The organism is uncultured Propionibacterium sp., from assembly GCF_963539965.1.
In the GTDB taxonomy this organism is placed as follows: domain Bacteria; phylum Actinomycetota; class Actinomycetes; order Propionibacteriales; family Propionibacteriaceae; genus Propionibacterium.
In genome coordinates this window covers 22,758-43,633 of record NZ_CAUTOU010000008.1, presented here as the reverse complement: position 1 = coordinate 43,633, position 20,876 = coordinate 22,758, and the positions used below count along the sequence as shown (strand labels likewise).

Here is a 20,876-nt window from a genome sequence, read left to right as displayed (position 1 = left end):
AATCCGAGCCATGAGCAGTACCGATCCCGAGCTGTCCCCGCCAAGGCCCATACGGCCCCGGGGACTGCGAGACGACATCTACGATGCGCTGCTGGACATGCTGGTCTCCGGCTCGGCGAAACCGGGCTCGCCACTGGCCATCGACAGCCTCGCGCGGTACTTCTCGGTATCGCCGACCCCCGTCCGGGAGGCCCTGGCCAGGCTGGAGGACACCGGACTCGTGCGCCGCACGGCGAACCGCGGATACCGCGTGGCGCCACCGATGTCAACCGCCCAGATGTCCGAACTGATCGAGGCAAGGCTCATCATGGAGACCAGCGCCGTCGGATTCGCCATGGAAAGAGACCTCACCAACCTGGCCTCCGACCTCGAATCCGTCTTCGCGTCCAACGTGGAGGCGGCCGACAGGCTCGGCGAGGCGGGTGCGATGGACGACCGGGAAAGAATCCGCGCGTACTACCAGCACGACTGGAGCTTCCACCAGACGATCCTGGACCACTGCGGGAACCGGTACATCAACAGATCGGTCAACTCACTGAGCTTCAGCGTCCACCTGATGAGGCAGACGAGCGGGATCGAGAGCATCGACACCGGCGCCGCGATCGGCGAGCATCGGGGGATCCTCAACGCGGTGAGGGCGGGGGACGAGGGGGCCGCCGTGCGAGCCATGACCCACCACCTGGCCATGGTCTCGCGCCGCATGATCCCTCAGGAAGACCCGTCATAGCTGCTCCCGGGCCATCTGCCGAAACGGGCCAGGCAGTCGTCCAGGGCCCGCACGAACAGGTCTGTGTCGGATGCGACTGCGAGAAGATTCGCCCCCGCCGCCGAATACCTGCGCGCGGTGCCCTCCTCCAGGGCGATCGAACCGGCGACGAGGCCGGCGCCGCGGATCTTCCGCAGGCACTCGCACACGATGGCCTCGAGCTCGTCGGCGGCGGGGCCGCCCAGCGAGGCGCCGAGATCGGCGGGTCCGATGAAGACGCCGTCGACTCCTTCGACGCGAAGCACCTCGTCAATGCGGGAGAGCCCTTCCCGCGTCTCCACCTGGAGGATCACGCAGAGCTGCTCCTCGGCCTCCGCCATGTAGTTCCCGATGCGGCCCCACCGGCCCGCACGGGCGATGGACGCGCCGACCCCCCTCACCCCGCGAGGAGGGTACCGGGTGGCGGCGACGGCCTCGGCGGCTTCCTCCGGTGTGCCGATCATCGGCAGCAGCAGGCACTGGGCGCCGACGTCCAGCACCTGTTTGACGAGGACCCGGCTCGCCTCGGCCGGCCGGACGACGGGCGTCATCCCATAGGGCTCGATGGCGCGCAGTTGGGTGAGAATGCTGACGATGCTGTTGGGACCGTGCTCGCCGTCGACGAGCCCCCAGTCGAAGCGGGCGCCCGCCGCGATCTCCGCCATCCCCGACGATCCGCTGCTCAGCCACAGCCCCAGTTGAGGCTCCCGCCCCGCGAGCAGGCGCTCCTTCAGCCCGTTGCGGGGCACCCCCTCCGGTCCCGTGGTCGTACTCGTATCCATCCCCGTTCATCTCCCCGTCGTCTCAGTGCGTGAAAGGCCGTTCCAGCGGGCAGTCCCGGTTGAGCTCCACACCGAAGCCGGGTCTCGTGAGCGTCTGCCTGCTGATCCGCCCGTCCACCGGGACGGGCTCGCCGATGAGGATCGGGTCGAACTGCGGCCTCAACCGGTCGGCGGCGGGGCTCGTCATCAGGAATTCGCCGAATGGCGCATTCGTGAACGTGATCACCGCGTGGTGCGAGTAGACGGAAGAGCCGTGCGGCACCACGAGCTGCCCCCGCGACTTGGCGACCGCGGCGATCTCCAGGAGGGACGTGATCCCGCCGCACCAGCCCACGTCGGGCTGGAGAATGTCGATGCCGGTCCCGCTCAGGGTCCTGAACGCACTGAGATTCCCGTGGTGCTCGCCGGCGGCGACCATCATGCCGGGCGGCATCCGCCGCTTCAGTTCCGCATAGTCCTCGTACTGGGCGGCCGGGAAGGACTCCTCCAGCCACTTCACGCCGCTCGGGGCCAGGGCATGGGCCAGCTTCACCGCGAAATTGACGTCCTGACTCATCCAGCAATCGAGCATGAGCCAGAAATCGGGCCCCACGACGTCCCGGAATCCCCTGATGCGCTCGGCTTGGTCGCGGATGCCGGCGTCCCCGTCGGGGGGCGAAATGCGCGGGCATCTTGCCCCCGATGAACCCCATCTCCTTCGCGAGATCCGGGCGCGAACCCGTGGCGTAGAACCTGATCTCATCGCGCACCGCGCCGCCCAGCAGGCTGTACACCGGCTGCCGGAGGACCTTGCCGAACAGGTCCCACAGGGCCAAGTCGGCGCACGAGATCGCGTTGACGACGACCCCGCCGCCGCCCGAGTAGAAGTGCGTCGCATTGATCATCTGGTCATGAACCAGCCTGATGTCGTCGACGCGGCGCCCGATGAGGAACCTGGAGAGGTGCTTCTCGACGATGAAGCATCCGATCAGACCGGCCGTCGAGATGGCGAATCCCGTCGTACCGTCGTCGGCCTCCACCTCGACCACGAGGGTGCCGAGCACATCGATGCCGAATGACTGGCGCGACCGCTCGTACTGCGGGTACTTGCTCATCGGGGTGGCGATGTGGTCATCGATCCAGTGACCGGCGCCCTGGTCGTGGTAGTCGCCCCCGCCCCGGCCCCGCGCAGCAGAACCCGCCCCGCCCATGAAATGGGCGCGCACGTCGACAATTGTCGGAAGTCCCATGATCTCTCCCGTTGTCCTCTCGGGGTGCATGCGGGGCGGTGGGTTCTTCTCCGGGACGCTCATCACCTCGCATGCACGGCTCAGTGCATCTGCCTGCCGCCGTCGACGTTCAGTGAGACACCGTTGACGAATGAGGCGTCTGCGGAGAGCAGGAAGGACACGACGGCCGCGATCTCCTCGGGCTGGCCGACCCGGCCCACCGGGATGTCGGAGGACATCTGCTCCTTGCGCTCATCGGTCAGCCTGCCGCCCATGATGTCGGTGTCGATCGGGCCTGGCAGGACCGCATTCGTCGTGATGCCGTAGGGGCCGAGCTCCCGGGCGCCGCCCTTGGTGATGCCGAGCACGCCGGCCTTCGCGGCGGCGTATGCGAACTTGGAGAACGTCCCCCCGCCATCGAGGGCGGTGATGGAGGAGAAGTTCACGATACGGCCGATGCCGTAGTCCTTCATCTGCTCAGCCGCGTGTTTCATCATGAGCATGGTCCCGCGGCAGTTGACGGACAGGACCCTGTCGAACAGGTCCGCGTCCATTTCGAGCAGCGGCACCGGGCAGGCGATGCCCGCGATGTTCGCCAGTCCCACTACCGGGGGCATGTCCTCCCTGATCCGCGCGAAGGCCCTTCCGACCTGGTCCTCGTCGGAGATGTCGAGCCGGAGCGCGAGAACCTCCGACGAGGGGTGCTCCTGCTCGAGCTCCTCGCCGAATTCCAGCACCTGGTCAGACAGGTCGACGGCCACGATGTCCCAGCCCTCGTCGGCCAGCCGCCGGGCCGTCTTGCGGGCGATCCCCCTGGGCGCGCCGGCGCCGCTCACGACGGCGGTGTGCCGCTCCGGGAAGACGGGCCTCTTGTACTCGATCATCGCTGTTCTCCTTGGTGAGTGGTTGCTACCTGCGGAATCGAGGGTCACGACTTCGCTGCCGCTCTGCAGCGACAGGGCCTCGCGTTCCTCGTCGGATTTCTTGAAAAGCCTCAGCCCCAGGACGAGCAGGACGCCGACGATGCCGGCCGTGCCGAGCACTACGAGCCCGGCCGCCTCGTTCGGCTCCTCGGCGGTGCCGAAGACGCCCTGCGTCGCCCACGTGCGCAGTAGCGGCGCGGCCCAGCCGCCGAGGTTCCCGACCGCGTTGATCAGACCGGTCGCGCCAGCAAGCGCCGCGCCGCTGAGATAGCGGGTGGGGAGCTGCCAGAAGATCGGCTGCGCGCAGGTGAACCCGACCGCAGCGACCACCAGCAGGGCCAGCGCGGGTCCGGGGTCGTGCTGGAAGAGGGCCGAGCCCATGATGCCGAGGCCCGAGAAGGCGAGCATCAGGCCCGAGAGCAGGCCGTGATTCTGCCTCCTGTCCGCGATCCTCGGGATGACGAGAACACCGATGAGCGCGACGACCCAGGGGACGGCCGTGATGAGCGAGGCCTTCAGACCGACCGACGTGCCCGTCATGGACGTCACCTGCTTCGGCAGGAAGAAGGTGAGGCCGTAGACGGAAGCCTGGATGCAGAAGTAGATCAGGCAGAAGTAGAGGATGCGCGGGTCGGCCAGTGCCCTGCCCCAGCTGATCGGCTTCGCCTTCTGCTTGGCCGCCTCCTCGAGCTCGATCTGCGCGGTGAGGTCCCGCTGCTCCTCCTCGGACAGCCATGCGGCCCTGGCCGGACGATCGACCAGGACCAGGGGGCAGATGGCGCCGACGATCACGGCCAGCGCGCCCTCGACCAGGAACATCCAGTGGATGCCGTCCATGCCCAGTACGCCGTCGAGTTCCAGCAGACCCCCGGACAGGGGGTTGCCGAAGATATTGGCAATGGGCAGTCCCATGTAGAACAGGCCGGTCGCCCACGCCCGGCGGGCGGCTGGGTACCAGTAGGTCAGGTACAGCATCACGCCGGGGAAGAAACCGGCCTCGGCGACACCGAGCAGGAAGCGAAGGGCGTAGAAGCTCTTCGGCCCTTGGACGAACATGAAGCATGCCGCCACAATGCCCCAAGTGATCATGATCCTGGTCATCCACCAGCGAGCACCGACCCTGTGCATGATCAGATTGGACGGCACCTCGAAGACCGCGTACCCCACGAAGAACAACGTGGCGCCGAACGTGTAGGCGGCGGTGGAGATGCCGTAATCGGCCTTCCACTCCTGCTGCGCCCAGCCGAGGTTCGTGCGATCGACGAACGCGATCACATACATCAACAGCAGGAACGGGATGATGTGCCTGGTCACCTTGGCGAGTGCGCCGTTGACGACCGTCTCGTCCGGTGCCGTCCGAGAAGTCATCCTTTCCATTACGCCAGACCTCCTTGTCATGTAGCAGAGCACGGGACCTCGCCCCGACAGGAGCCCCGGGCCGCCGCGCGCGGGGCGCCCGGGAGCGCCTTGCCCGGTCCTCTCGAGGCTGCGACCCGATGTCGGGGGATGCCGGCCGCGGGATGATCGACGCCCTCGTAGAACCGGAGGGTGCCCTCGACAGCGCCGAGGAAGGTGTCCCCATACACCCCCAGGCCGACCTCCATGCCCAGGTGCCGGACATGATCGGCGAGTCCGTGAACTCGCTCGCAGGCGATGGGCCATGCGTCGGCCGTGTGCATGCGATCTCTCCCAACCGAACACTCGTGGTCGATTCATCTCCGACCTATCATAGATGATATCATCATAGATTATATATTTTTGCTGCGCAAGCGCCCGTTCCCTTTCCGGTGGCCCCGCAGGACGAGATCACGGTCGCCGGGCCCGGTGGCGCCGGCCGCTGATGGAGGCCCCCGCACCCCTGAGACTCGGGCCCGGCACCGACGCGCGGGACGAACAGGACCGGAGCCAGCTCCCGGAACGCACCGGGCGGGGGTCGGACCCCCGCCCGGACACGGCGTGCATCAGCCCTGGACGGCCAGGTACCCGGCGATCGCCGCCATATGACGGGCGAAGGAGATCGCGCCCGGGTCGGAGTGGCCGAGCGAGGCATCACCATGCGTAGTGGCGCGGCCCTTGCGGGCCACCATGTCCGCAGTGGCCTCGGCGCCGGCGGCGGCCGCCCCGGCGGCGTCCGCGAAGGCGGCCGACAGATCGTCACCGGCCGAACGCAGCGAGGCGGCGAACGGCGTAGTGGCATCGACCATCGTCTTGTCGCCGGGCACCGCGCCGCCATTGATCGCCACGGACTCGGCGCCGGCGGCGACGGCGGCGATCACCGCCGCGGTGTCGACGGCATCGTCGTCGGACAGGCCCGCGCCGACGGCTTCGAGGGCGCGGCCCCACAGCGCCCCGGACGTGCCGCCGGCGCCCTCGGCCCAGGCCAGCCCGGCCTGCCTCATGACGGTTGCGGCACCGGCGCCCGCCGCGGCAGCGGCGGAGGCGGCCTTGGCCGCGGCCCGCGAGCCGAGCACCATGCCCTGGCCGTGGTCGCCGTCACCGGCGATCGAGTCGAGCCTGCCGAGGAAATCGGCATCATCGGCGGCGGTCCGGGCGACAAGGGCCATGACCTCGGCGAACTCGGCGCCCTGGGCGGCGGAGGCGGGCGAGCCCGCGATCAGCTCGGAACCCGTCTCGGCGACGATCTCGCGCCTCGGACCGCCGTGCTCGACCGCGCCGCGGGTGAACGCGGGTGTCAGGGCCGGGGCGAGGAGCAGCCTCTCGAGCTCGTCGTCGAGGTAGATGACGCTCAGCGAGACGCCGGCCATGTCGAGGCTGGTGACCTGCTCGTCGACGAGGGGGGCGACGATCCGGAGGCCGGCGGCCTCGAGCAGCCCGGCGACGCGCCCGTACAGGACGAACATCTCCTCGTACTTGGTGCAGCCCAAGCCGTTGACCAGGACGCCGACGCGCCCGGCACCGGCCGGCCTCTCGGCCAGGACGCCCTCGACGAGGGTCTGGGCGATGTCGTCGACCCCGGACAGCGGGTGCGAGGACAGGCCGGGCTCGCCGTGAATGCCCAGGCCGAGCTCGTAGGCGCCCTCGGACACGGTGAACAGGGGCCCGTCGGCCCCGGGCAGGGTCGGGGCGTCGAAGGCGATGCCCAAGGTCTTGGTGGCCGCATTGGCCCGCCGGGTCGTGGCCACGACGGCGTCGAGATCGTAGCCGGCGGCGGCAGCCGCGCCGGCGGTCTTCACGACGAAGAAGTCCCCCGCGATGCCGCGGCGCTCCGACCACTTCTCGGCCGGGCGCGAGGCCACGTCATCGGTGATGGTTTCGATGCGGGTGTCGATGCCCTCGGCATTGAGCACGTCGGCCCCCTTGCCGAACTGCAGGCAGTCCCCGGCGTAGTTGCCGAACAGCAGCAGCACGCCCCCGCCGTTGTCGGCCGCCCTGGAGACCGACACGACCTGCGAGTCGGACGGGGAGGCGAAGATGTTGCCGCAGACCGAGCCGTGGGCCATGCCGGGACCGACCCAGCCGGCGAAGGCGGGGTAGTGACCGGAGCCGCCGCCGACGACGACCGCGACCTCGCCCTTCGGCGAGGCATCGGCGCGGACCACACCGCCGTGAACCGCCTGCACGAGGTCCGAGTGCGCGGCCACGAAGCCCGCGAGACTGTCAGCCGCGAAATCCAGCGGCTCACCAACCAGGTACGTCATTGTCTCTCCTGTCTTGTGGTTGTGTTCCGGCGCTGGGCCGCCGCTGGCCCAGCCGAACCAATTCCTACATCATATAGTTTCCTTGCGGCGCTCGGCGATCCCGGCGACCACCTCGCACCGTGCCCCCACCGACCCTCCTCACCGTCATCGATCCCGCACCGGGGCCGGGGCCGCCACGGTTCACAGCGCCGGCCCCGGCTGCTCGCCGGCGCGGCCCGAGGAGCCGTCCCCGACGCAGCAGGGACTCAAGGTACCATCGGCACGGGCGATCCCTCGGGCCCCCGCACCCCCTGGAAGCACATCTGCGGGGCGCCCGATGCCGCGGCGTCCAGGAGCGCCGGTCCGGGCATGACCAACATGACCAAGTACATGCCCGGCGCCATGAATGAGCAGATCGATTGCACAGAATCGGGTCGGCGGGAGAGAGGTCAGTGCCGGACCCTGTCGAGCCTCAGCATCTTGGCGATGACGACATCCAGGTCGGCGTCGTCGAAAATGCGCTCCCAGTCATCCTTGATGACGGCCTCGCGCCCGTAGTCCATGGCCAGCAGGCAGGCGTCCGAGAACGGGTTCGAGCCGCGCAGGGCATTGGTCAGGGCGATCCAGATGTGTCCGTGGATCATGGCGGTCACGGTCGCCTCGTCCATGTCGGTGTGCCGCACCGTGGCGTCGATGGCGTCCTTGAGGAACTGGCCGAGCATGCACCCGATGGTCTCGTTCAGCGTGGGCTCGAGGACGGCCAGATCGTGCACGGAGGCCCAGTAGACCTTGATCACCGGCCCGTACATGGTCGAGATGACCTTCTCGGCCAGCGGTTTGACGGCCTCGTCGCCCTGCTGCAGGGCGGCGACCGAGTTCTGCGGGGCGGCGGCGCCGCCGAAGGTGTCGGCGTACTCCTCGGGCGTGCGGCGCTCGAGGAAGACCGACGGATGGGTCGGGTGGGCCACGACGTAGTCGAGGTCGTCGCGCATGGTCAGCAGTCCTGCGTAGGCGGCGGCCGGGTCGAGGGTCAGCACCATGGCACCCGACTTCATCTTGGGGACGACGTCGGCGGTGACGGGCCCCAGGGCCACGTCCGGCACGGCCAGGATCGCCACGTCGACGTCGCCGATGACGTCGTCCGTCGGCACGACCTCGCGACCGGCGTCCTGAACCCGCGCCCTGGCGGCCTCGCCGTTCTCGCAGTAGAACATCGTCCAGTCGGTGCGCTGCAGGTTGTTGGACACGCGCATGCCCATCTTGCCGCCGGCGCCGACGACCGCGATCTTCAGATCCTCACTCATGACTCATTTCTCCTTGATTCTCGAGGTGATTGCGTACGTAGTCGAGGGCCTGCCGGGTCCACTGCCGCTCCAGCGCGACGGTGGTGCCCGGATCGCCCTGCCAGACGAGCCAGTGCTCGACGATCAGGCTGATGCCGCGCTCGAGGGGGCGGACGGCCCTCAGCTCGGCGTCGAAGTCGAGCAGTCCCTCCCCCATGGCCGCGCCCGTATAGGTGAACCCCACCCAGCCGGCCCGGCGGGTGAAGGCGAAGTCCTTCACGTGCAGGTTCAGCGTGCACGGGGCGCAGCGGTTGATCACCTCGAGGGGCGGCTCGAGACCGGCCACGCAGTTGGCCGGGTCGAGGCAGATGCCGACCTGCGGATCGCCGACGTCGGCGACGAACCGCACCAAGCGGGTGCTGGGCAGCTGCTCGTAGGTCTCGAAGGCGATCGAGACGCCGTCCTCGTGCAGCCGCGGGAGCAGCCCCCTGACCGACGAGAGGGACTCGTCGAGGGTGGGCGCGCCGGCGCCCACCGGCACCATGGAGCGCAGCATGCTGACGCCCATCGTCTCGGCGATGTCCAGATATCCGTTCAGGCGCCCGGGGTCGGTGCCGCGGGTCCCCAGCTCGAGCGCCAGTCCCAGATCGGCGGCCTGCGCGGCGATCTCGCCCAGCCGACCGGAGTCCATCGCCTCGATGGGCGGGTAATCGCAGATCTGGAAGACGTCGCAGCCGAGCTCCCCGGCCCGATCGAGCATGCCCGGCAGACCGATGGGCTCCTCCACCGCGTCGGACCACTCCCAGAACATGGCGTAGGTGCCGATGCCCAGGCCCATGGTCATCACTCCCCTTCCCCTTCCTCTCGCGGGCGCTCACGAAGCGCCGACGACCCTGACCCGGCCACGGCGGGCGAGCAGGATCATGAGCACGGCGGACAGGATCATGAAGCCGCCGACGACGACCATCGGGACGACGTAGCCGCCGGTCCAGTCGTGGATCGCCCCGGTGATGTACCCGGCCGAGAAGCCCGCGATGTTGCCGACCGTGTTGATCAGGGCGACGCCGGCGGCGGCCGGGGCGCCGGTGAGGAACTGGGTGGGCAGAGTCCAGAAGTTCGGCAGCACGGCGAAGATCGACATGGCCGTGATCGAGATGACGCCGATGGCGATGACCGGGGACCCGACGAACAGGGCGGCCGGGATCGAGATGCCGCCGACGGCGGCGGGGACGGCGATGTGCCAGCTGTGCAGGCCGCGACGGGTGACGTCCCTGGACCAGAAGTACATGATGAGGGCCGCGAAGACGTACGGGACGGCGGTGACCAGCCCCTGCTGCAGGATCGACAGCTTGGCGCCGTACTGCTCGCCGAACCCCTTGATGATCGTGGGCAGGAAGAAGCTCAGCGCGTACAGCCCGTAGATGAAGCCGAAGTAGATGAGCGAGAGCACCCACACGCGCCCGCTGGTGAGGGCGGCCCTGACGTTCCGCTCGCCCCTGGCGCCGCTGTTGGCCTCGGCCTCGGCGTCGAGCTGGGAGCGCAGGCAGGCGATCTCCTCGGCGGTGAGCCATCTGCAGTCCTCGGGCCCGTCCTTGAGGTAGAAGAAGGCGATGGCCCCGACGATGATGGCCGGAGCGCCGACGCACAGGTACATGAAGCGCCAGCCCGCGAGGCCGAGGACGCCGTGGTGCTGGATGAGCCAGCTGGCGAGCGGGGCGCCGATCACATTGGTGAGCGGCTGGGCCAGGTAGAAGAGCATGAGCGTGCGGCTGCGGTGCTGCGCGGGCACCAGCATGCTCAGGAACAGGATCGCGCCGGGGAAGAATCCCGCCTCGGCGATGCCGAGCAGGACGCGCAGGGCGTACAGCTGCCCGCTGGACTGGACCCAGGTGAACAGGACCGCGACGACGCCCCAGGTGAGCATGATGCGCGACAGCCAGACGCGGGCGCCGAATCTGTGCAGGGCCAGATTGGACGGGATCTCCAGGATGATGTACCCGATGAAGAACACGCCCGAGGCCAGACCGAACTGGGCGGCCGTCATGCCCAGGTCCTGCCGCATGCCGTTGGGGCCCGCGTAACCGATCGCGGTGCGATCGAGGAAGTTGATGAAGAACATCAGTGCGACGAATGGCACCAGTCGCACAGAGATCTTGTGAACCGCGGACTTCTCGGCCGCCGGGTTCATGGTTGCAGCACTCGACACGTGACCTCCTCGTCATCGTTCGGACGACTCGCGCAACGCTGCGCGGCGTCGTTGTGGACCCAGGCTACAAGAACACCGGTAAACCTGTCAACCGGTTAACTCGTGATCTATTCTCCATACCCCGTTTCTCCGAGTCGCGCCGAGTAGATTGACGCCATGCCCGCTTACGCATCAGGTCCGGCTGACGAGTTCCTCCAGGAGATGTCCGCACTCCCCCGCGGGACCACGGCCGCCGAGGTCGCCCAGCACCTGCTGTCCCACTTCGGCACCGGCCCCCTGTCGACGGGCGACCGGGTGCCGCCCGAACGCGCGCTGGCCGAGAAGCTGGGCGTGGGGCGCTCCGCCGTCCGTGAGGCGCTCGCGGCCCTCGAGCTGCTGGGACTGGTCGAGGTGCGTCCGGGAGCGGGCACCTACGTGCGCGGCACGACCTCGGACCTGCTGCCCAAGACGCTGACCTGGGGCATGCTGCTCGGCGAGCACGACACGCAGCAGTTGCTCGAGGTGCGCTCGGCGCTCGAGGTCGAGTCGGCGCGGCTGGCCGCCGAACGCGCCGACGAGGGTGCCATCAGCCGGCTGCAGGGCAACATCGAGGCGATGCACGAGGCGCTGCCCGACGTGGAGGAGGCGATCCCCCTCGACTACCGCTTCCACGTCGTCCTGGCCGACAGCTGCCGCAACACCCTGGCCGCCGACATGCTGCGCACCTGCCGCACCCTGCTGAGCATCTGGATGGACCGGGCGCTGCGCAGCGTGGACGACGCCGTCGAGTCGCTGAGCGAGCACGAGACGATCCTGCGAGCGGTCGAAGGGCACGACGCCGAGGCCGCCGAGCAGGCCATGCGCGCCCACATGAGGACCGCGACGAAGCGCCTCACCGCCCAGACGTGAGCGGCACTGCGTCCGGGCCCGCAGGGGGAGTTCATCAGTGCGCTTGCTCGACAAGCCGGTCCACCGATGAGCGCTCACGCCCCCTCCCGGGTCACCAGCAAGCGACCACCCCTCCCACGAGCGCGCCCGACTCGTCAGGGGCGAGAGACCCGTCACCGGTCGAAGGCGGCAGGTCCCTCGCGACCAGCGTCCGCTCAGGGGCTGAAAACCAGCCCTCCTCATCACAGGCCCGGCGCGATGCTGAAAATCGCTCGGACCGCGTAGCCGTTGAAATTGATCAGCTGATAGCTCACCCCGGCTGGAATGAAGATGGACTCCTCGGGCTCCATGATCAGGCAGTCCTTGCGATCAGGGAAGTTGACCGTGATGGGACCCTCCATGCAATAGAGCACGAGATCACCTTGGTGGGACATGGGCTCGGAACAACGCGGCCCCTTACCACCCCCGGGCGGTACGATCATCTCACCCATGTGGGCGAGATCCGTGCTCACAGTGAATTTCATGAGCATGGGACTGTCGTTGCCCATGAGCGTGACCAGCTTCTCGCGGTCACCGATCCGATAAATATTGGTCGGATGGATCCGGGCCTTGACCCCATCGACCGGGAATCGGCCCAGGTCATCGGTGGTGGGTAGTGGATTGATTCCTGAACGGCCAGCAACGCTCGGGATCTCACTGTTCTTGCGACCCTTGAAGGTCTTTGTGTCATCCGCTACAGGAAAGATCTTCGGCGGAACATCCTCGCCCCACGCCTTGGGGGCGATGAAGAAGAGGATCCTGACCTTGTGGTTGGAAAAATTATTCCCCTGGTGCCACGTCTCCTGAGGAATGAGCAGGCCCTCATCAGTCTGCAACTCGATGTACTGGCCATAGTTGCTCTTCTGAACCACTGGCCCTTCAAGAATGTAATACATCTCATCGCCGGGATGGATGTCGATCGGCTCGAATGACGCCCCGGGCGCCAGTTCATAGATTCCGACGAGAAGAGTGTCGGTGGACACTATCAAGTAATTGTTGTCACTGGTGAATGCATTGTCCGGAGGATATATATGATGAAGGTAGTCAGTCCTCCTGATGAGAAGAGGTCTTTTCTCATCGGGCTCGAAAGGAAAGCGTTCGAGTACATCCTGGAATCTTGTCATGGCAGACTTCCAATCCTGTGTCGGTGATTCTGGTCGCATGACCAGAGCTATTCATCGGTATCGAGATCGAGTGTCTCGACGTCATCGAGATCCGTGTCCTGGGCAGATGAGCGCGTCGCCCTGGCAGAAGATCCCATCAAGTCGCTCAGGCCACCGACAACAGACGCTCCGCCCTCATCCCGGGCCGATCTCGGCAGGAGGAGTACGAGCATGCCCGCCGTCACGAATGCGGAAAACAGGAGAATCAGCAGGAACATGAGCGGATGGTTGCACAGCGGCAAGACGAAGAGTCCACCATGAGGCGCCTGCATCGTCAGCCCGGCGATGTAGCTGAGCGAGGCCCCGAACGCGCTGCCGACCATGAGCGATGGGATGACACGGAAGGGGTTGGCGGCGGCGAAGGGGATGGCGAACTCAGTGATCATGCCCACACCACCGACGAGCAGGCCGCCTACTGAGCCCCGTTCGGCTTTCGTGAACCGTTTAGGCGCGATCAGAGCGGCAATACCGAGACCGAGCGGAGGAGACATCGAGGCGATGAAATTCGCGGCCATGGGGGCCCAGTTACCGCTTTCCGCAGCGGCCAGGGCAAAGGCATAAGCCGCCTTGTTGACCGGACCACCCATGTCGAATGCGAGCATGGCGCCTTGAACGATGCCCAGTATCACCTTGGCACCACCGGACATATTGAGCAGCCAGGACTGCATGGTTTCATTGAGCCAGGCGAAGGGAACGCCGATGACGTACTGCATGAAGGCACCGATGACGACGACGCTCACGACGGGGATGATGAGCACTGGGAGCAATGATTGCAGCACTGCGGGCAACTTGATCTTCTTGAGCTGCCTCACCAGGTAGCCGGCGGCAATACCGCCGATGATGGCGCCGAGGAAGCCCGCCCCGAGCGAGCTGGCCATCGCCCCGGCCACGAAACCACCAACGATCGCGGGCTTGTCCGCCAGCGCGAAGGCGATGTAGCCGCCGAGAACAGCGGTCATGAGCCCCATCGAGGCCTGGCCCCAGGCATGGACATCGGCCCAGAATCCAGAACCGTCTCCAACATAGATGCCCCCGAAGGCAAACCCCAGTGCGATGAGGATGCCTCCCGCCACCACGAACGGGATCATGTACGAAACTCCTGTAAGGAGAGCCTGCATAAGCTCGCGGCCCTCTTTTTTCGCCCTACTCATTTTTCTTCCCCTCGATGAAGCCACGTTTCACTAGCGCTCGATAGAGTGCTTCAGGGCTTTGAATCACCTGATGAGGTGAAACTTTGACTGTTGCGTTCTTCCTGCTGGCAAATCTCTCGGCGTCCGAGATCGCGACATCATTGGCCAAGATGATGACATCGGCACTGGCTATGTCTTCCGGATCAAGTCTGTTCTCGATGCCCAAGGCACCCTGTATCTCGACCTTCAATTCGAGACCATGTCCCTGCGCGAGTCGTTCCAATGCTTCTGCCGCCATGTACGAGTGAGCAATCCCCGTTGCGCACGAGGTGACCGCGACTAGTCTCATCAACAACTCCTCTACACCATGCCGTCGAAGAGATCGACGACTTCATCGTTCCTTCGCGCACTCTCGAATGCGGCCAATAATTCCTTGTCCACGAGACTGCGTGCGAGTTTGGCAAGGACCCTGAGGTGCTCGTTGCCGGACCCTTCAGGCATGGCGATCACGAACACCTTGTCGACCTCGCCCTCCTCGCCATGTGATACGTAGTGCATGGGCGCTGCCAGCCGATAAATGCACACCGAGGCGTCCGAGACGCCCGCCGACCGAGTGTGCGGAATCGCTATCCCATTACCCATGTAGGTCGACCCCTCGCACTCACGCCGGTACAGATCTTGAACGAAGACCTCCCGGTCAACGATCCGTCCCGCCTCATCCAGGGTGGCCGCCGCTTGACGAACCAGATCATCGAAATCACTCGGCGGCCGCATGTCCAATCTGATGATGTCTGGGCTTACGACATCATGCTCGTCACTCATCATTTCGAGTCCTTCGGTACTCGAACCCATTGAGAAACGCGACGTAGAGTTTCTTTGCCTCAGCCTTCGTATGAACGTAGACTTTTTCGACCAGTTCGTGGTAAAATGTGGGTTTCCCTTCGGCCCGGTCCGCCTTGATGACTTCACCGGCGAACCGCGAGGATTCAACTGCCAGATAGGAGTAGTAATTCACCTTGGAAATACCGCCAGCCACTGCTCTGGTGATGTCTGACAGTGGAACACCAGAGCTGCCGTGCATGACCAGGGGGGTCTCCCCAGTGGCTTCACGCAGCCTCTTGAGATGTTCGAAATCAAGCTCGGGTTCTTCCTCGTAGATCCCATGTGAGGTGCCGAATGTGACAGCCAGTGCGTCAACTCCGGTTCGCTCTACGAACTCATGGGCGAGGTCCGGGTCCGTATACGTGATCGAATCACTCGAGCCGCCATGAGTGTCATTGAGCGTTGTGGGCATCTCGCCAAGCTCGGCTTCGACGCTGATTCCAGCTGGACGAACCATCTCGATGAAGGCCTTGACCCTGCTGACGTTTTCCTCGAACGTGAGTTTTGAGCAGTCATACATGACCGAGGTGAACCCGTTGTTGACACCACGCATGATGAAGTTCATTGATTCGCCATGGTCGACGTGCACGGCGACCGGCACTCCTGCGCGGCGTGCGTAGCCAATGAGATCCGGGGCGATCCGCTCGAGAGGGATGAGCGGATCGTGCACCTCGGCATGGTCGATGACCAGCGGTATGTTCACTTCTTCGGCCGCATCGATGAGCGCCCGCAGGTACGTCACGTTCGGGGCGTTGATGCAGCCCACTCCGTAATGGTTCCTCGTCGCGTCGGTCAGCATCTCTTCGAGGTTGACAAGCATGTTGGTCTCCTTGAGCAGGCGGACCTCACCCGTGGGGCCCGCCGGTTACCTCTGGCTGCAATATCTTGCAGTCCTGATAATACTGTCATCCAGGGGAGATGGCAAGGCGGAGCCGCATCCAACAGAGCATGGCTCCCGAATGGTTCGCCCGTCGCCATCGGCTCCAGCCCGGCACGGACTCTCCTGCGCAAGGACGTGTCGTAGCCAGAAGCTATTCAGCCGCCCGCACCCGCTGCGAGAGACTCGGCCACTCCGAGATCCGTGATGAGGACGTTCACCAAGCCCCCCCGCAGTGCCGACATGATCGCCTCGGTCTTCTCCGATCCTCCGCACACGGCAATACGCCGAGGGATCTTCCGCAGCTGACCAAGTTCCACCCCGATCACCCTGGCGTCGAAGGCTGATCGGATCGCCTGGCCTTCAGCGTCGAAGAAGCGGAAGCACACGTCGCCGGCTGCCCCAGCCTCCTCCAGCTCTTCCAGGTCACGGGCCGACGCGTAGGTGCCCCCTGGCCTCACCAGCGTCGAGGAGGACAGCGAACCGATACTCACCAGCGCAACGGTCACGGCACGCCAGCGAGACATGGCCTCGACCACACTGGGGTCAGCTGTCAGCGCGTCATGAACAGTTCTGTTCGTCGCCACACCTGGCGCTGGGATGACAACGGGTCTGGCACCCATCTTGGTGACGAACAGACCCAGCATCTGCGAGGCCTCGATCTGAGCGGCGGCGTGTCCAGCGCCGCCATCCAGCTGCACGACCTCATCGACTGTCACGTTCGCGGACCGGGGAAGCGCCTGAGCGACGCGCATGAGACTCTCACTCCACGCTGACACGCCAAGCACACAACCTGTCGTCAGACTGTTCTCAAGGTACGCGGCTCCAGCTGCGCCGAGCGAAGAGAGAACCTGCTCATGGGAGCCCCGCGCGTCAGTGACAACCACCTCGTCGAGCCCGTAAGCACGTTCGATCTGCTCCTCGAGCTCAGCATGAACGCCGGCGGGGAGCGACACGACTGTCCGCACTACACCGGTGGACGCGGCTTTTTTCAAAAGCCGCGAGACCTTCGACGCTGACAGATGCAGACGGGAAGAGATCTCGGTTTGGCGGAGCCCCTGCTCGTAGTACATGCGGGCGACCCTGACCATGAGCCTCGTCTGGTGAGCATCTGCGCGAGACGTGGGGGCTCTCATGCACTCACTTCCTCGGTTCCACTCGGCATGACGTCCTCCCTACGAACCCGCACGAAGATCACTGTCGATCCCCTCTCAGAATATGGTGTGGCGCTCGAGAACGAGCGATGCCCGGTTCGAAACGCGTCAGGGGGCTCGCCGACTGGGGACCAGCCGGCGAGCCCTCTGCCCCGGGTTCAGGCCGCCGCGCGTTCGCGCGCCTCCTTCGCGACCGAGACGAACGCCGCCGGATCGTGGGCGAAACGCCCCAGGAAGAGGCCGTCGATCGCCGGGTCGAGGGCGCCGAGCAGGCCAGGGCCGGCCGAGCCGCCGTACAGCAGGCTCAGGCCCGGCACGTCGCCCAGACCCTCGCGGATGCCGTTGCACACCGTCGAGACGTACCCGGAAGGAGCCGGGGCCGGGGCGCCGATCGCCCAGTGCGGCTCGTAGCCCAGCCAGACCTCGGCCGGCTGCGCACCGGCCAGGGCCGAACGCACCTGCGCGATGCACGCGGCTGCGGCCTCGTCCTCGCCGGAGCGCTCGGACTCGCCGATGCACAGCAGCGGGGTGATGCCGTTGCGGACCGCGGCGGCCGTCTTGGCGGCGATCATCGCATCGTCCTCGTGATAGATCGTGCGACGCTCGGCATGACCCACCTCGACGACCCGGGCGCCGAGGGCGACCAGATCGGCGCCGGACACCTCGCCGGTGCGGGCCCCGCGATCGTCCTGGCAGAGGTCCTGGGCACCGAGCGCGATGCCAGAGCCGTCCAGGATCGCCCCGGCCTCGGCGACGGTCAGGAAGTCGGGCAGCACGGCCATCCGTACGGCGTCCGACAGACCCTGTTCGGCCCCGACCAGTTCGACGAGCGAGCGGGCGTAGTCGAGCGTGCGGGCCCGTTCGAAGTACATCTTGAGGCTCACCGCGACGATCGGTGCACTCATGTCAGACCTCCTGCCCCCGGCGCTGCTCAGTGCCCGGCTTCGTACTCGCAGATGCGGGCGACCTTGACGCCGCTGCGCGAATCGGGGTCGAACTCATTGGCCAGATAGTTCTCGAGCAGGACCTTGGCGGTCTCGATACCGAGCACCTGGGAGCCCATGGCGATGAGATTGGCGTTGTTGGACAGCGTGGCGCGCTGAGCCTGGTAGACGTCGGCGACGCAGGCGCAGTAGGCGCCCCTGACCTTGTTGGCGGCGATCGAGACGCCGATGCCGGTACCGCAAACGACGACGCCGCGGTCGGCCTCCCCGGCCACGACGTCCTCCGCGACCCTGGTGGCCACATTGGCGTAGACCGGGTCGTCGGAGCCGTAGTCGACGACCTCGTGGCCGAGCTCGGCGGCCTTGACCATCAGGCCCTTCTTGAACTCGGTGGCGTTGGGATCGCAGCCGAAGATGAGCTTCATGTGATTTCCTCTCCTCGTCACAAACGGTGTGCGTGATTGGACTGGCGTCCGCAGGGCGGTTCCCCCGCTGAGACCGGCGCGGTTCGGGCGCCCTCTGCCGGCCCGACCGCCAATCCTATAGGATGACACGGCGGTCCGACCCACCGATGCGGAATGCAGCGGCCCGGTGGCGCTCAGGCCCGGGCGGCCCTGGCCCTCGCGTCGATCTGCATCTGCGAGTAGACGGCGGCCACCCGCGTGGACTCGACCATCGACTCGCCCTGGGCGATGCCCTTGCCGGCGATGTCGAAGGCCGTGCCGTGGTCGACCGAGCTGCGCATGAAGGGCAGGCCGAGGGTCAGCGTGACGGCGTTCTGGAAGTCCAGCGTCTTGCAGGCGATGTGGCCCTGGTCGTGGTACATCGACAGGATGGCGTCGTAGTGGCCGTCGAGGTTGAAGGCGAAGATCGCATCGGCCGAGTCCGGCCCGTGGGCGTTGATGCCGAGCGCCTGGGCGTCCTCGACGGCCGGGGCGATGTGCTCGATCTCCTCGGTGCCGAACAGGCCGCCCTCGCCGACGTGCGGGTTGAGGGCCGCGACGCCGATCGACGGGTGCTCGAGGCCGAACTTCTTGAGCTCGGTGTCGATGTTCTTGAGGAATCCGAGGATGCGATCGCGGTTGGCCAGACCGCAGGCCTCGCGCAGCGAGACGTGACGGCTGACGAAGAAGACGCGCAGCTTGTGCACGTTGAACATCGTCAGGGCGTACGGCGAGCCGGTGAGCCCCTGGTAGATCTCGGTATGGCCGATGTAGGGCACCTCGGCCCGCTTGAGGGCCGCCTTGTTGATCGGGGCGGTGGAGACGCCGTCGATGCGGCCGGCCATACCGAGCTCGATCGACTTCTCGATGTACGAGTAGGCGCGCCTGGCGGCGGCGACCTGGACCGTGCCGAACTCGATCCTGGCGTCGGGCTCCACGCCAGGATCGAGCAGGTCGATGGTGCCGTACTCGTTCCCGGCCTGCTCGGGCTCGGCGATGACGTTGAGGTTCAGGTCCCCGGTGCCCTGGATCTCGGCGGCCCGCTGCAGGGAGTCGGCGCTGCCGATGATGAAGGGGTCGCAGATGTCGTAGATCCGCTCGTCCCGGATGGTCTTGAGGGTGATCTCCGGGCCGATGCCGGCCGGATCGCCCATGGTGATCGCCATGACGGGCTTACGCGTTCGCGTCATGAGTGCGCATCCTTTCGTCGAGGATTCGGTTGACGGACTGGACGGCGGTGACCTCGGTTCCGGTCAGGCCGCCCTTGCAGACGACGGGCAGGCCCTCGAAGGGGCCGCCGGTGATGATGCCCTGGTCGATCTGCGGGATGACGTAGTCGACGAGGGTGATGCCCTTGGCCTCGAAGGCCTCGCAGCTGGCCACCATGACGTCGCCACCGGTGAGGTACAAGCCCGCGCAGTCCTGCCTGCCGATCACGTCGAGGACGCGGCGGGCCAGGGCGCCGAAGCGGACGGTGAGCCGCTTGGCCGGCTCGGGGCCGGTCAGACCGGACAGCTCCTCCATGACGGCCTTCGGGGTGGTGACCCCCTCGTAGACGGTGTCGAGCGCGCAGATCATCACGCGCGGCGCGGTGGCGGCCTCGTCGAGCAGGCGGCGGGCCTGCGCCTCCGCCTTCCGGCACTCGGCCTCGTAGACGTCGTTCCTCCTGTCGAGCATCGCCAGAACGTCGACCGAGAGCGTGACGGCCCCCGGCGCCCGGGCGAGCCTGGTGATCTGGTCGTGGGTCACCCTGGTGGCGCTGCTGGCCACGGCGAGCACGGTGCCCGTCTCGCCCGGGACCGGGTCGATGCGGGTGACGCGCTGGGGGATCTCGGCGGGGCTGATGGCCCCCGAGTGCACCGCGACACGATCGGTGAACGGGCCCGGGTCGACGCAGACGATCGGCCAGCCGAGGTCGACGACGGCCTGGGCGATCTGATCGACGTCGTCGATGCTGAGCGCATCCATGAGGAAGACCCTGGTGCCCTCGCGGCGCAGTTCGACGAGCTCGTGCTTGATGGCCTGCCTGCCGGACATGACGGGCGTGATGCTCACATGACCGAGCTTGGCCTTGAACTGCCCCCGGAAGAGGGTGGGCAGATGGGCCTGCAGCACCGGTGTGCGCACGTCCTGCGCCACGCCGGTACGGGTCAGGAGCACCGAGTCGATGAGCGAGTAGCCCTCCAGCACGACGCGCCTGGACTGCGGCATGGCGGGCACGATGACCGCCATGCGGTCGGGGCCCAGCGCCGAGAGCATGCCCTCGACCTCGGAGCCGACACCACCGCGCACCGTCGTGTCGATGCGCTTGGCGAACATCCGGGCGCCCTGGTCCCGGAGTGCCCCGGTCGCCTCGCACACCCTCTCGAAGGCCGCCCCGGCCGGCATGGCCCGTGAATCGGTGCTGACGATCGCAGCGGCATTGTCGGGCAGGGACGTCGTCCCGACATGGGACGGGTCGAAGAACACGGTGGCGGGCACGCCCTCGCGGGCGATGAGGGCACCGACCGTCGTCCCGCCCGTCAGGTCGTCCGCGACGATTCCGACGTTCGCCATCTGGCAGCACCTCCTTCGCGGGATTCCATCGTTGCA

General features: G+C 66.6%; 19 protein-coding genes and 1 pseudogene. 2 read left to right on the top strand and 18 right to left on the bottom strand.

The window, feature by feature from the left end:
- The first annotated feature begins 10 nt into the window (after nucleotides 1-10).
- Nucleotides 11-727 carry a GntR family transcriptional regulator gene (locus R2N01_RS03250; protein ID WP_316668415.1) on the top strand — a complete coding sequence of 239 codons (717 nt, stop codon included), beginning with the start codon at nucleotides 11-13 and terminating at the stop codon, nucleotides 725-727.
- Here R2N01_RS03250 and R2N01_RS03245 read toward each other — a convergent pair.
- The 8 genes and pseudogenes from R2N01_RS03245 to R2N01_RS03210 all read right to left on the bottom strand — a co-directional run bounded on the left by R2N01_RS03245 (nucleotide 709) and on the right by R2N01_RS03210 (nucleotide 10,785).
- The gene (locus R2N01_RS03245; protein ID WP_316668413.1) at nucleotides 709-1,527 is read right to left on the bottom strand and encodes an aldolase/citrate lyase family protein; all 819 of its coding nucleotides are present in this window, start codon (nucleotides 1,525-1,527) and stop codon (nucleotides 709-711) included. The two genes, R2N01_RS03250 and R2N01_RS03245, sit on opposite strands and share 19 nt — an antisense overlap.
- 22 nt (nucleotides 1,528-1,549) lie before the next feature.
- Nucleotides 1,550-2,269: an enolase C-terminal domain-like protein gene (locus tag R2N01_RS03240; RefSeq protein WP_399553226.1), complete on the bottom strand. Its 720-nt coding sequence runs from the start codon at nucleotides 2,267-2,269 to the stop codon at nucleotides 1,550-1,552.
- Between the two features lie 73 nt (nucleotides 2,270-2,342).
- Nucleotides 2,343-2,621 (bottom strand): annotated as a pseudogene (locus R2N01_RS11395) (L-rhamnonate dehydratase); the annotation flags it as partial.
- Nucleotides 2,622-2,836: 215 nt separating this feature from the next.
- Nucleotides 2,837-5,026 carry an SDR family oxidoreductase gene (locus R2N01_RS03230; RefSeq protein ID WP_316668410.1) on the bottom strand — a complete coding sequence of 730 codons (2,190 nt, stop codon included), beginning with the start codon at nucleotides 5,024-5,026 and terminating at the stop codon, nucleotides 2,837-2,839.
- Between the two features lie 593 nt (nucleotides 5,027-5,619).
- Entirely contained in the window at nucleotides 5,620-7,317 is a 1,698-nt protein-coding gene (locus R2N01_RS03225; protein WP_316668408.1) for a dihydroxyacetone kinase family protein, read from the bottom strand.
- 428 nt (nucleotides 7,318-7,745) lie between these two features.
- Nucleotides 7,746-8,600, bottom strand: a complete 855-nt coding sequence (locus R2N01_RS03220; RefSeq protein ID WP_316668406.1) for a phosphogluconate dehydrogenase C-terminal domain-containing protein — start codon at nucleotides 8,598-8,600, stop codon at nucleotides 7,746-7,748.
- Nucleotides 8,593-9,423 (bottom strand): sugar phosphate isomerase/epimerase, encoded by an 831-nt coding sequence (locus R2N01_RS03215; RefSeq protein ID WP_316668430.1) that lies wholly within the window; start codon nucleotides 9,421-9,423, stop codon nucleotides 8,593-8,595. Before R2N01_RS03215 ends, R2N01_RS03220 begins: the two co-directional genes overlap by 8 nt.
- Nucleotides 9,424-9,453: 30 nt before the next feature.
- Nucleotides 9,454-10,785: an MFS transporter gene (locus R2N01_RS03210; RefSeq protein WP_316668404.1), complete on the bottom strand. Its 1,332-nt coding sequence runs from the start codon at nucleotides 10,783-10,785 to the stop codon at nucleotides 9,454-9,456.
- 156 nt (nucleotides 10,786-10,941) lie between these two features.
- Between R2N01_RS03210 and R2N01_RS03205 the strand changes: the two genes are divergently transcribed.
- The gene (locus R2N01_RS03205; protein WP_316668402.1) at nucleotides 10,942-11,673 is read left to right on the top strand and encodes a FadR/GntR family transcriptional regulator; all 732 of its coding nucleotides are present in this window, start codon (nucleotides 10,942-10,944) and stop codon (nucleotides 11,671-11,673) included.
- A gap of 221 nt (nucleotides 11,674-11,894) precedes the next feature.
- Here the strand turns inward: R2N01_RS03205 and R2N01_RS03200 are convergent, their stop codons facing one another.
- From R2N01_RS03200 to R2N01_RS03155, 10 genes are all read right to left on the bottom strand, one after another.
- Nucleotides 11,895-12,674 carry a cupin domain-containing protein gene (locus tag R2N01_RS03200; protein WP_316668399.1) on the bottom strand — a complete coding sequence of 260 codons (780 nt, stop codon included), beginning with the start codon at nucleotides 12,672-12,674 and terminating at the stop codon, nucleotides 11,895-11,897.
- A gap of 188 nt (nucleotides 12,675-12,862) precedes the next feature.
- The gene (locus R2N01_RS03195; protein ID WP_316668396.1) at nucleotides 12,863-14,005 is read right to left on the bottom strand and encodes a PTS fructose transporter subunit IIC; all 1,143 of its coding nucleotides are present in this window, start codon (nucleotides 14,003-14,005) and stop codon (nucleotides 12,863-12,865) included.
- Nucleotides 13,998-14,333 carry a fructose PTS transporter subunit IIB gene (locus R2N01_RS03190; RefSeq protein ID WP_316668394.1) on the bottom strand — a complete coding sequence of 112 codons (336 nt, stop codon included), beginning with the start codon at nucleotides 14,331-14,333 and terminating at the stop codon, nucleotides 13,998-14,000. The genes R2N01_RS03195 and R2N01_RS03190 overlap by 8 nt, the downstream gene beginning before the upstream one ends.
- An 11-nt stretch (nucleotides 14,334-14,344) precedes the next feature.
- Nucleotides 14,345-14,809, bottom strand: a complete 465-nt coding sequence (locus R2N01_RS03185; RefSeq protein ID WP_316668392.1) for a PTS sugar transporter subunit IIA — start codon at nucleotides 14,807-14,809, stop codon at nucleotides 14,345-14,347.
- Nucleotides 14,799-15,686: a class II fructose-bisphosphate aldolase gene (locus R2N01_RS03180; RefSeq protein WP_316668391.1), complete on the bottom strand. Its 888-nt coding sequence runs from the start codon at nucleotides 15,684-15,686 to the stop codon at nucleotides 14,799-14,801. The genes R2N01_RS03185 and R2N01_RS03180 overlap by 11 nt, the downstream gene beginning before the upstream one ends.
- Before the next feature lie 215 nt (nucleotides 15,687-15,901).
- Entirely contained in the window at nucleotides 15,902-16,816 is a 915-nt protein-coding gene (locus R2N01_RS03175; protein ID WP_316668389.1) for a sugar-binding domain-containing protein, read from the bottom strand.
- 239 nt (nucleotides 16,817-17,055) lie between these two features.
- A complete protein-coding gene (locus R2N01_RS03170; protein WP_316668387.1) occupies nucleotides 17,056-17,802 on the bottom strand; it encodes a triose-phosphate isomerase family protein in 747 nt (248 codons plus the stop codon).
- Between the two features lie 26 nt (nucleotides 17,803-17,828).
- A complete protein-coding gene (locus tag R2N01_RS03165; RefSeq protein ID WP_316668385.1) occupies nucleotides 17,829-18,266 on the bottom strand; it encodes an RpiB/LacA/LacB family sugar-phosphate isomerase in 438 nt (145 codons plus the stop codon).
- A 173-nt stretch (nucleotides 18,267-18,439) separates the two neighbouring features.
- The gene (pdxA, locus tag R2N01_RS03160) at nucleotides 18,440-19,474 is read right to left on the bottom strand and encodes a 4-hydroxythreonine-4-phosphate dehydrogenase PdxA (protein ID WP_316668384.1); all 1,035 of its coding nucleotides are present in this window, start codon (nucleotides 19,472-19,474) and stop codon (nucleotides 18,440-18,442) included.
- Nucleotides 19,458-20,840 carry a four-carbon acid sugar kinase family protein gene (locus R2N01_RS03155; RefSeq protein ID WP_316668382.1) on the bottom strand — a complete coding sequence of 461 codons (1,383 nt, stop codon included), beginning with the start codon at nucleotides 20,838-20,840 and terminating at the stop codon, nucleotides 19,458-19,460. Before R2N01_RS03155 ends, pdxA begins: the two co-directional genes overlap by 17 nt.
- Nucleotides 20,841-20,876: the final 36 nt, after the last annotated feature.

Bases quoted from the DNA above. Each gene is read 5' to 3' on its own strand.
- R2N01_RS03250 (WP_316668415.1), top strand. From the start codon at position 11: ATGAGCAGTACCGATCCCGAGCTGTCCCCGCCAAGGCCCATACGGCCC.
- R2N01_RS03245 (WP_316668413.1), bottom strand. From the start codon at position 1,527: ATGGATACGAGTACGACCACGGGACCGGAGGGGGTGCCCCGCAACGGG.
- R2N01_RS03240 (WP_399553226.1), bottom strand. From the start codon at position 2,269: ATGAGATCAGGTTCTACGCCACGGGTTCGCGCCCGGATCTCGCGAAGG.
- R2N01_RS03230 (WP_316668410.1), bottom strand. From the start codon at position 5,026: ATGACTTCTCGGACGGCACCGGACGAGACGGTCGTCAACGGCGCACTC.
- R2N01_RS03225 (WP_316668408.1), bottom strand. From the start codon at position 7,317: ATGACGTACCTGGTTGGTGAGCCGCTGGATTTCGCGGCTGACAGTCTC.
- R2N01_RS03220 (WP_316668406.1), bottom strand. From the start codon at position 8,600: ATGAGTGAGGATCTGAAGATCGCGGTCGTCGGCGCCGGCGGCAAGATG.
- R2N01_RS03215 (WP_316668430.1), bottom strand. From the start codon at position 9,423: ATGACCATGGGCCTGGGCATCGGCACCTACGCCATGTTCTGGGAGTGG.
- R2N01_RS03205 (WP_316668402.1), top strand. From the start codon at position 10,942: ATGCCCGCTTACGCATCAGGTCCGGCTGACGAGTTCCTCCAGGAGATG.
- R2N01_RS03195 (WP_316668396.1), bottom strand. From the start codon at position 14,005: ATGAGTAGGGCGAAAAAAGAGGGCCGCGAGCTTATGCAGGCTCTCCTT.
- R2N01_RS03190 (WP_316668394.1), bottom strand. From the start codon at position 14,333: ATGAGACTAGTCGCGGTCACCTCGTGCGCAACGGGGATTGCTCACTCG.
- R2N01_RS03185 (WP_316668392.1), bottom strand. From the start codon at position 14,809: ATGATGAGTGACGAGCATGATGTCGTAAGCCCAGACATCATCAGATTG.
- R2N01_RS03180 (WP_316668391.1), bottom strand. From the start codon at position 15,686: ATGCTTGTCAACCTCGAAGAGATGCTGACCGACGCGACGAGGAACCAT.
- R2N01_RS03175 (WP_316668389.1), bottom strand. From the start codon at position 16,816: ATGTACTACGAGCAGGGGCTCCGCCAAACCGAGATCTCTTCCCGTCTG.
- R2N01_RS03170 (WP_316668387.1), bottom strand. From the start codon at position 17,802: ATGAGTGCACCGATCGTCGCGGTGAGCCTCAAGATGTACTTCGAACGG.
- R2N01_RS03165 (WP_316668385.1), bottom strand. From the start codon at position 18,266: ATGAAGCTCATCTTCGGCTGCGATCCCAACGCCACCGAGTTCAAGAAG.
- pdxA (WP_316668384.1), bottom strand. From the start codon at position 19,474: ATGACGCGAACGCGTAAGCCCGTCATGGCGATCACCATGGGCGATCCG.
- R2N01_RS03155 (WP_316668382.1), bottom strand. From the start codon at position 20,840: ATGGCGAACGTCGGAATCGTCGCGGACGACCTGACGGGCGGGACGACG.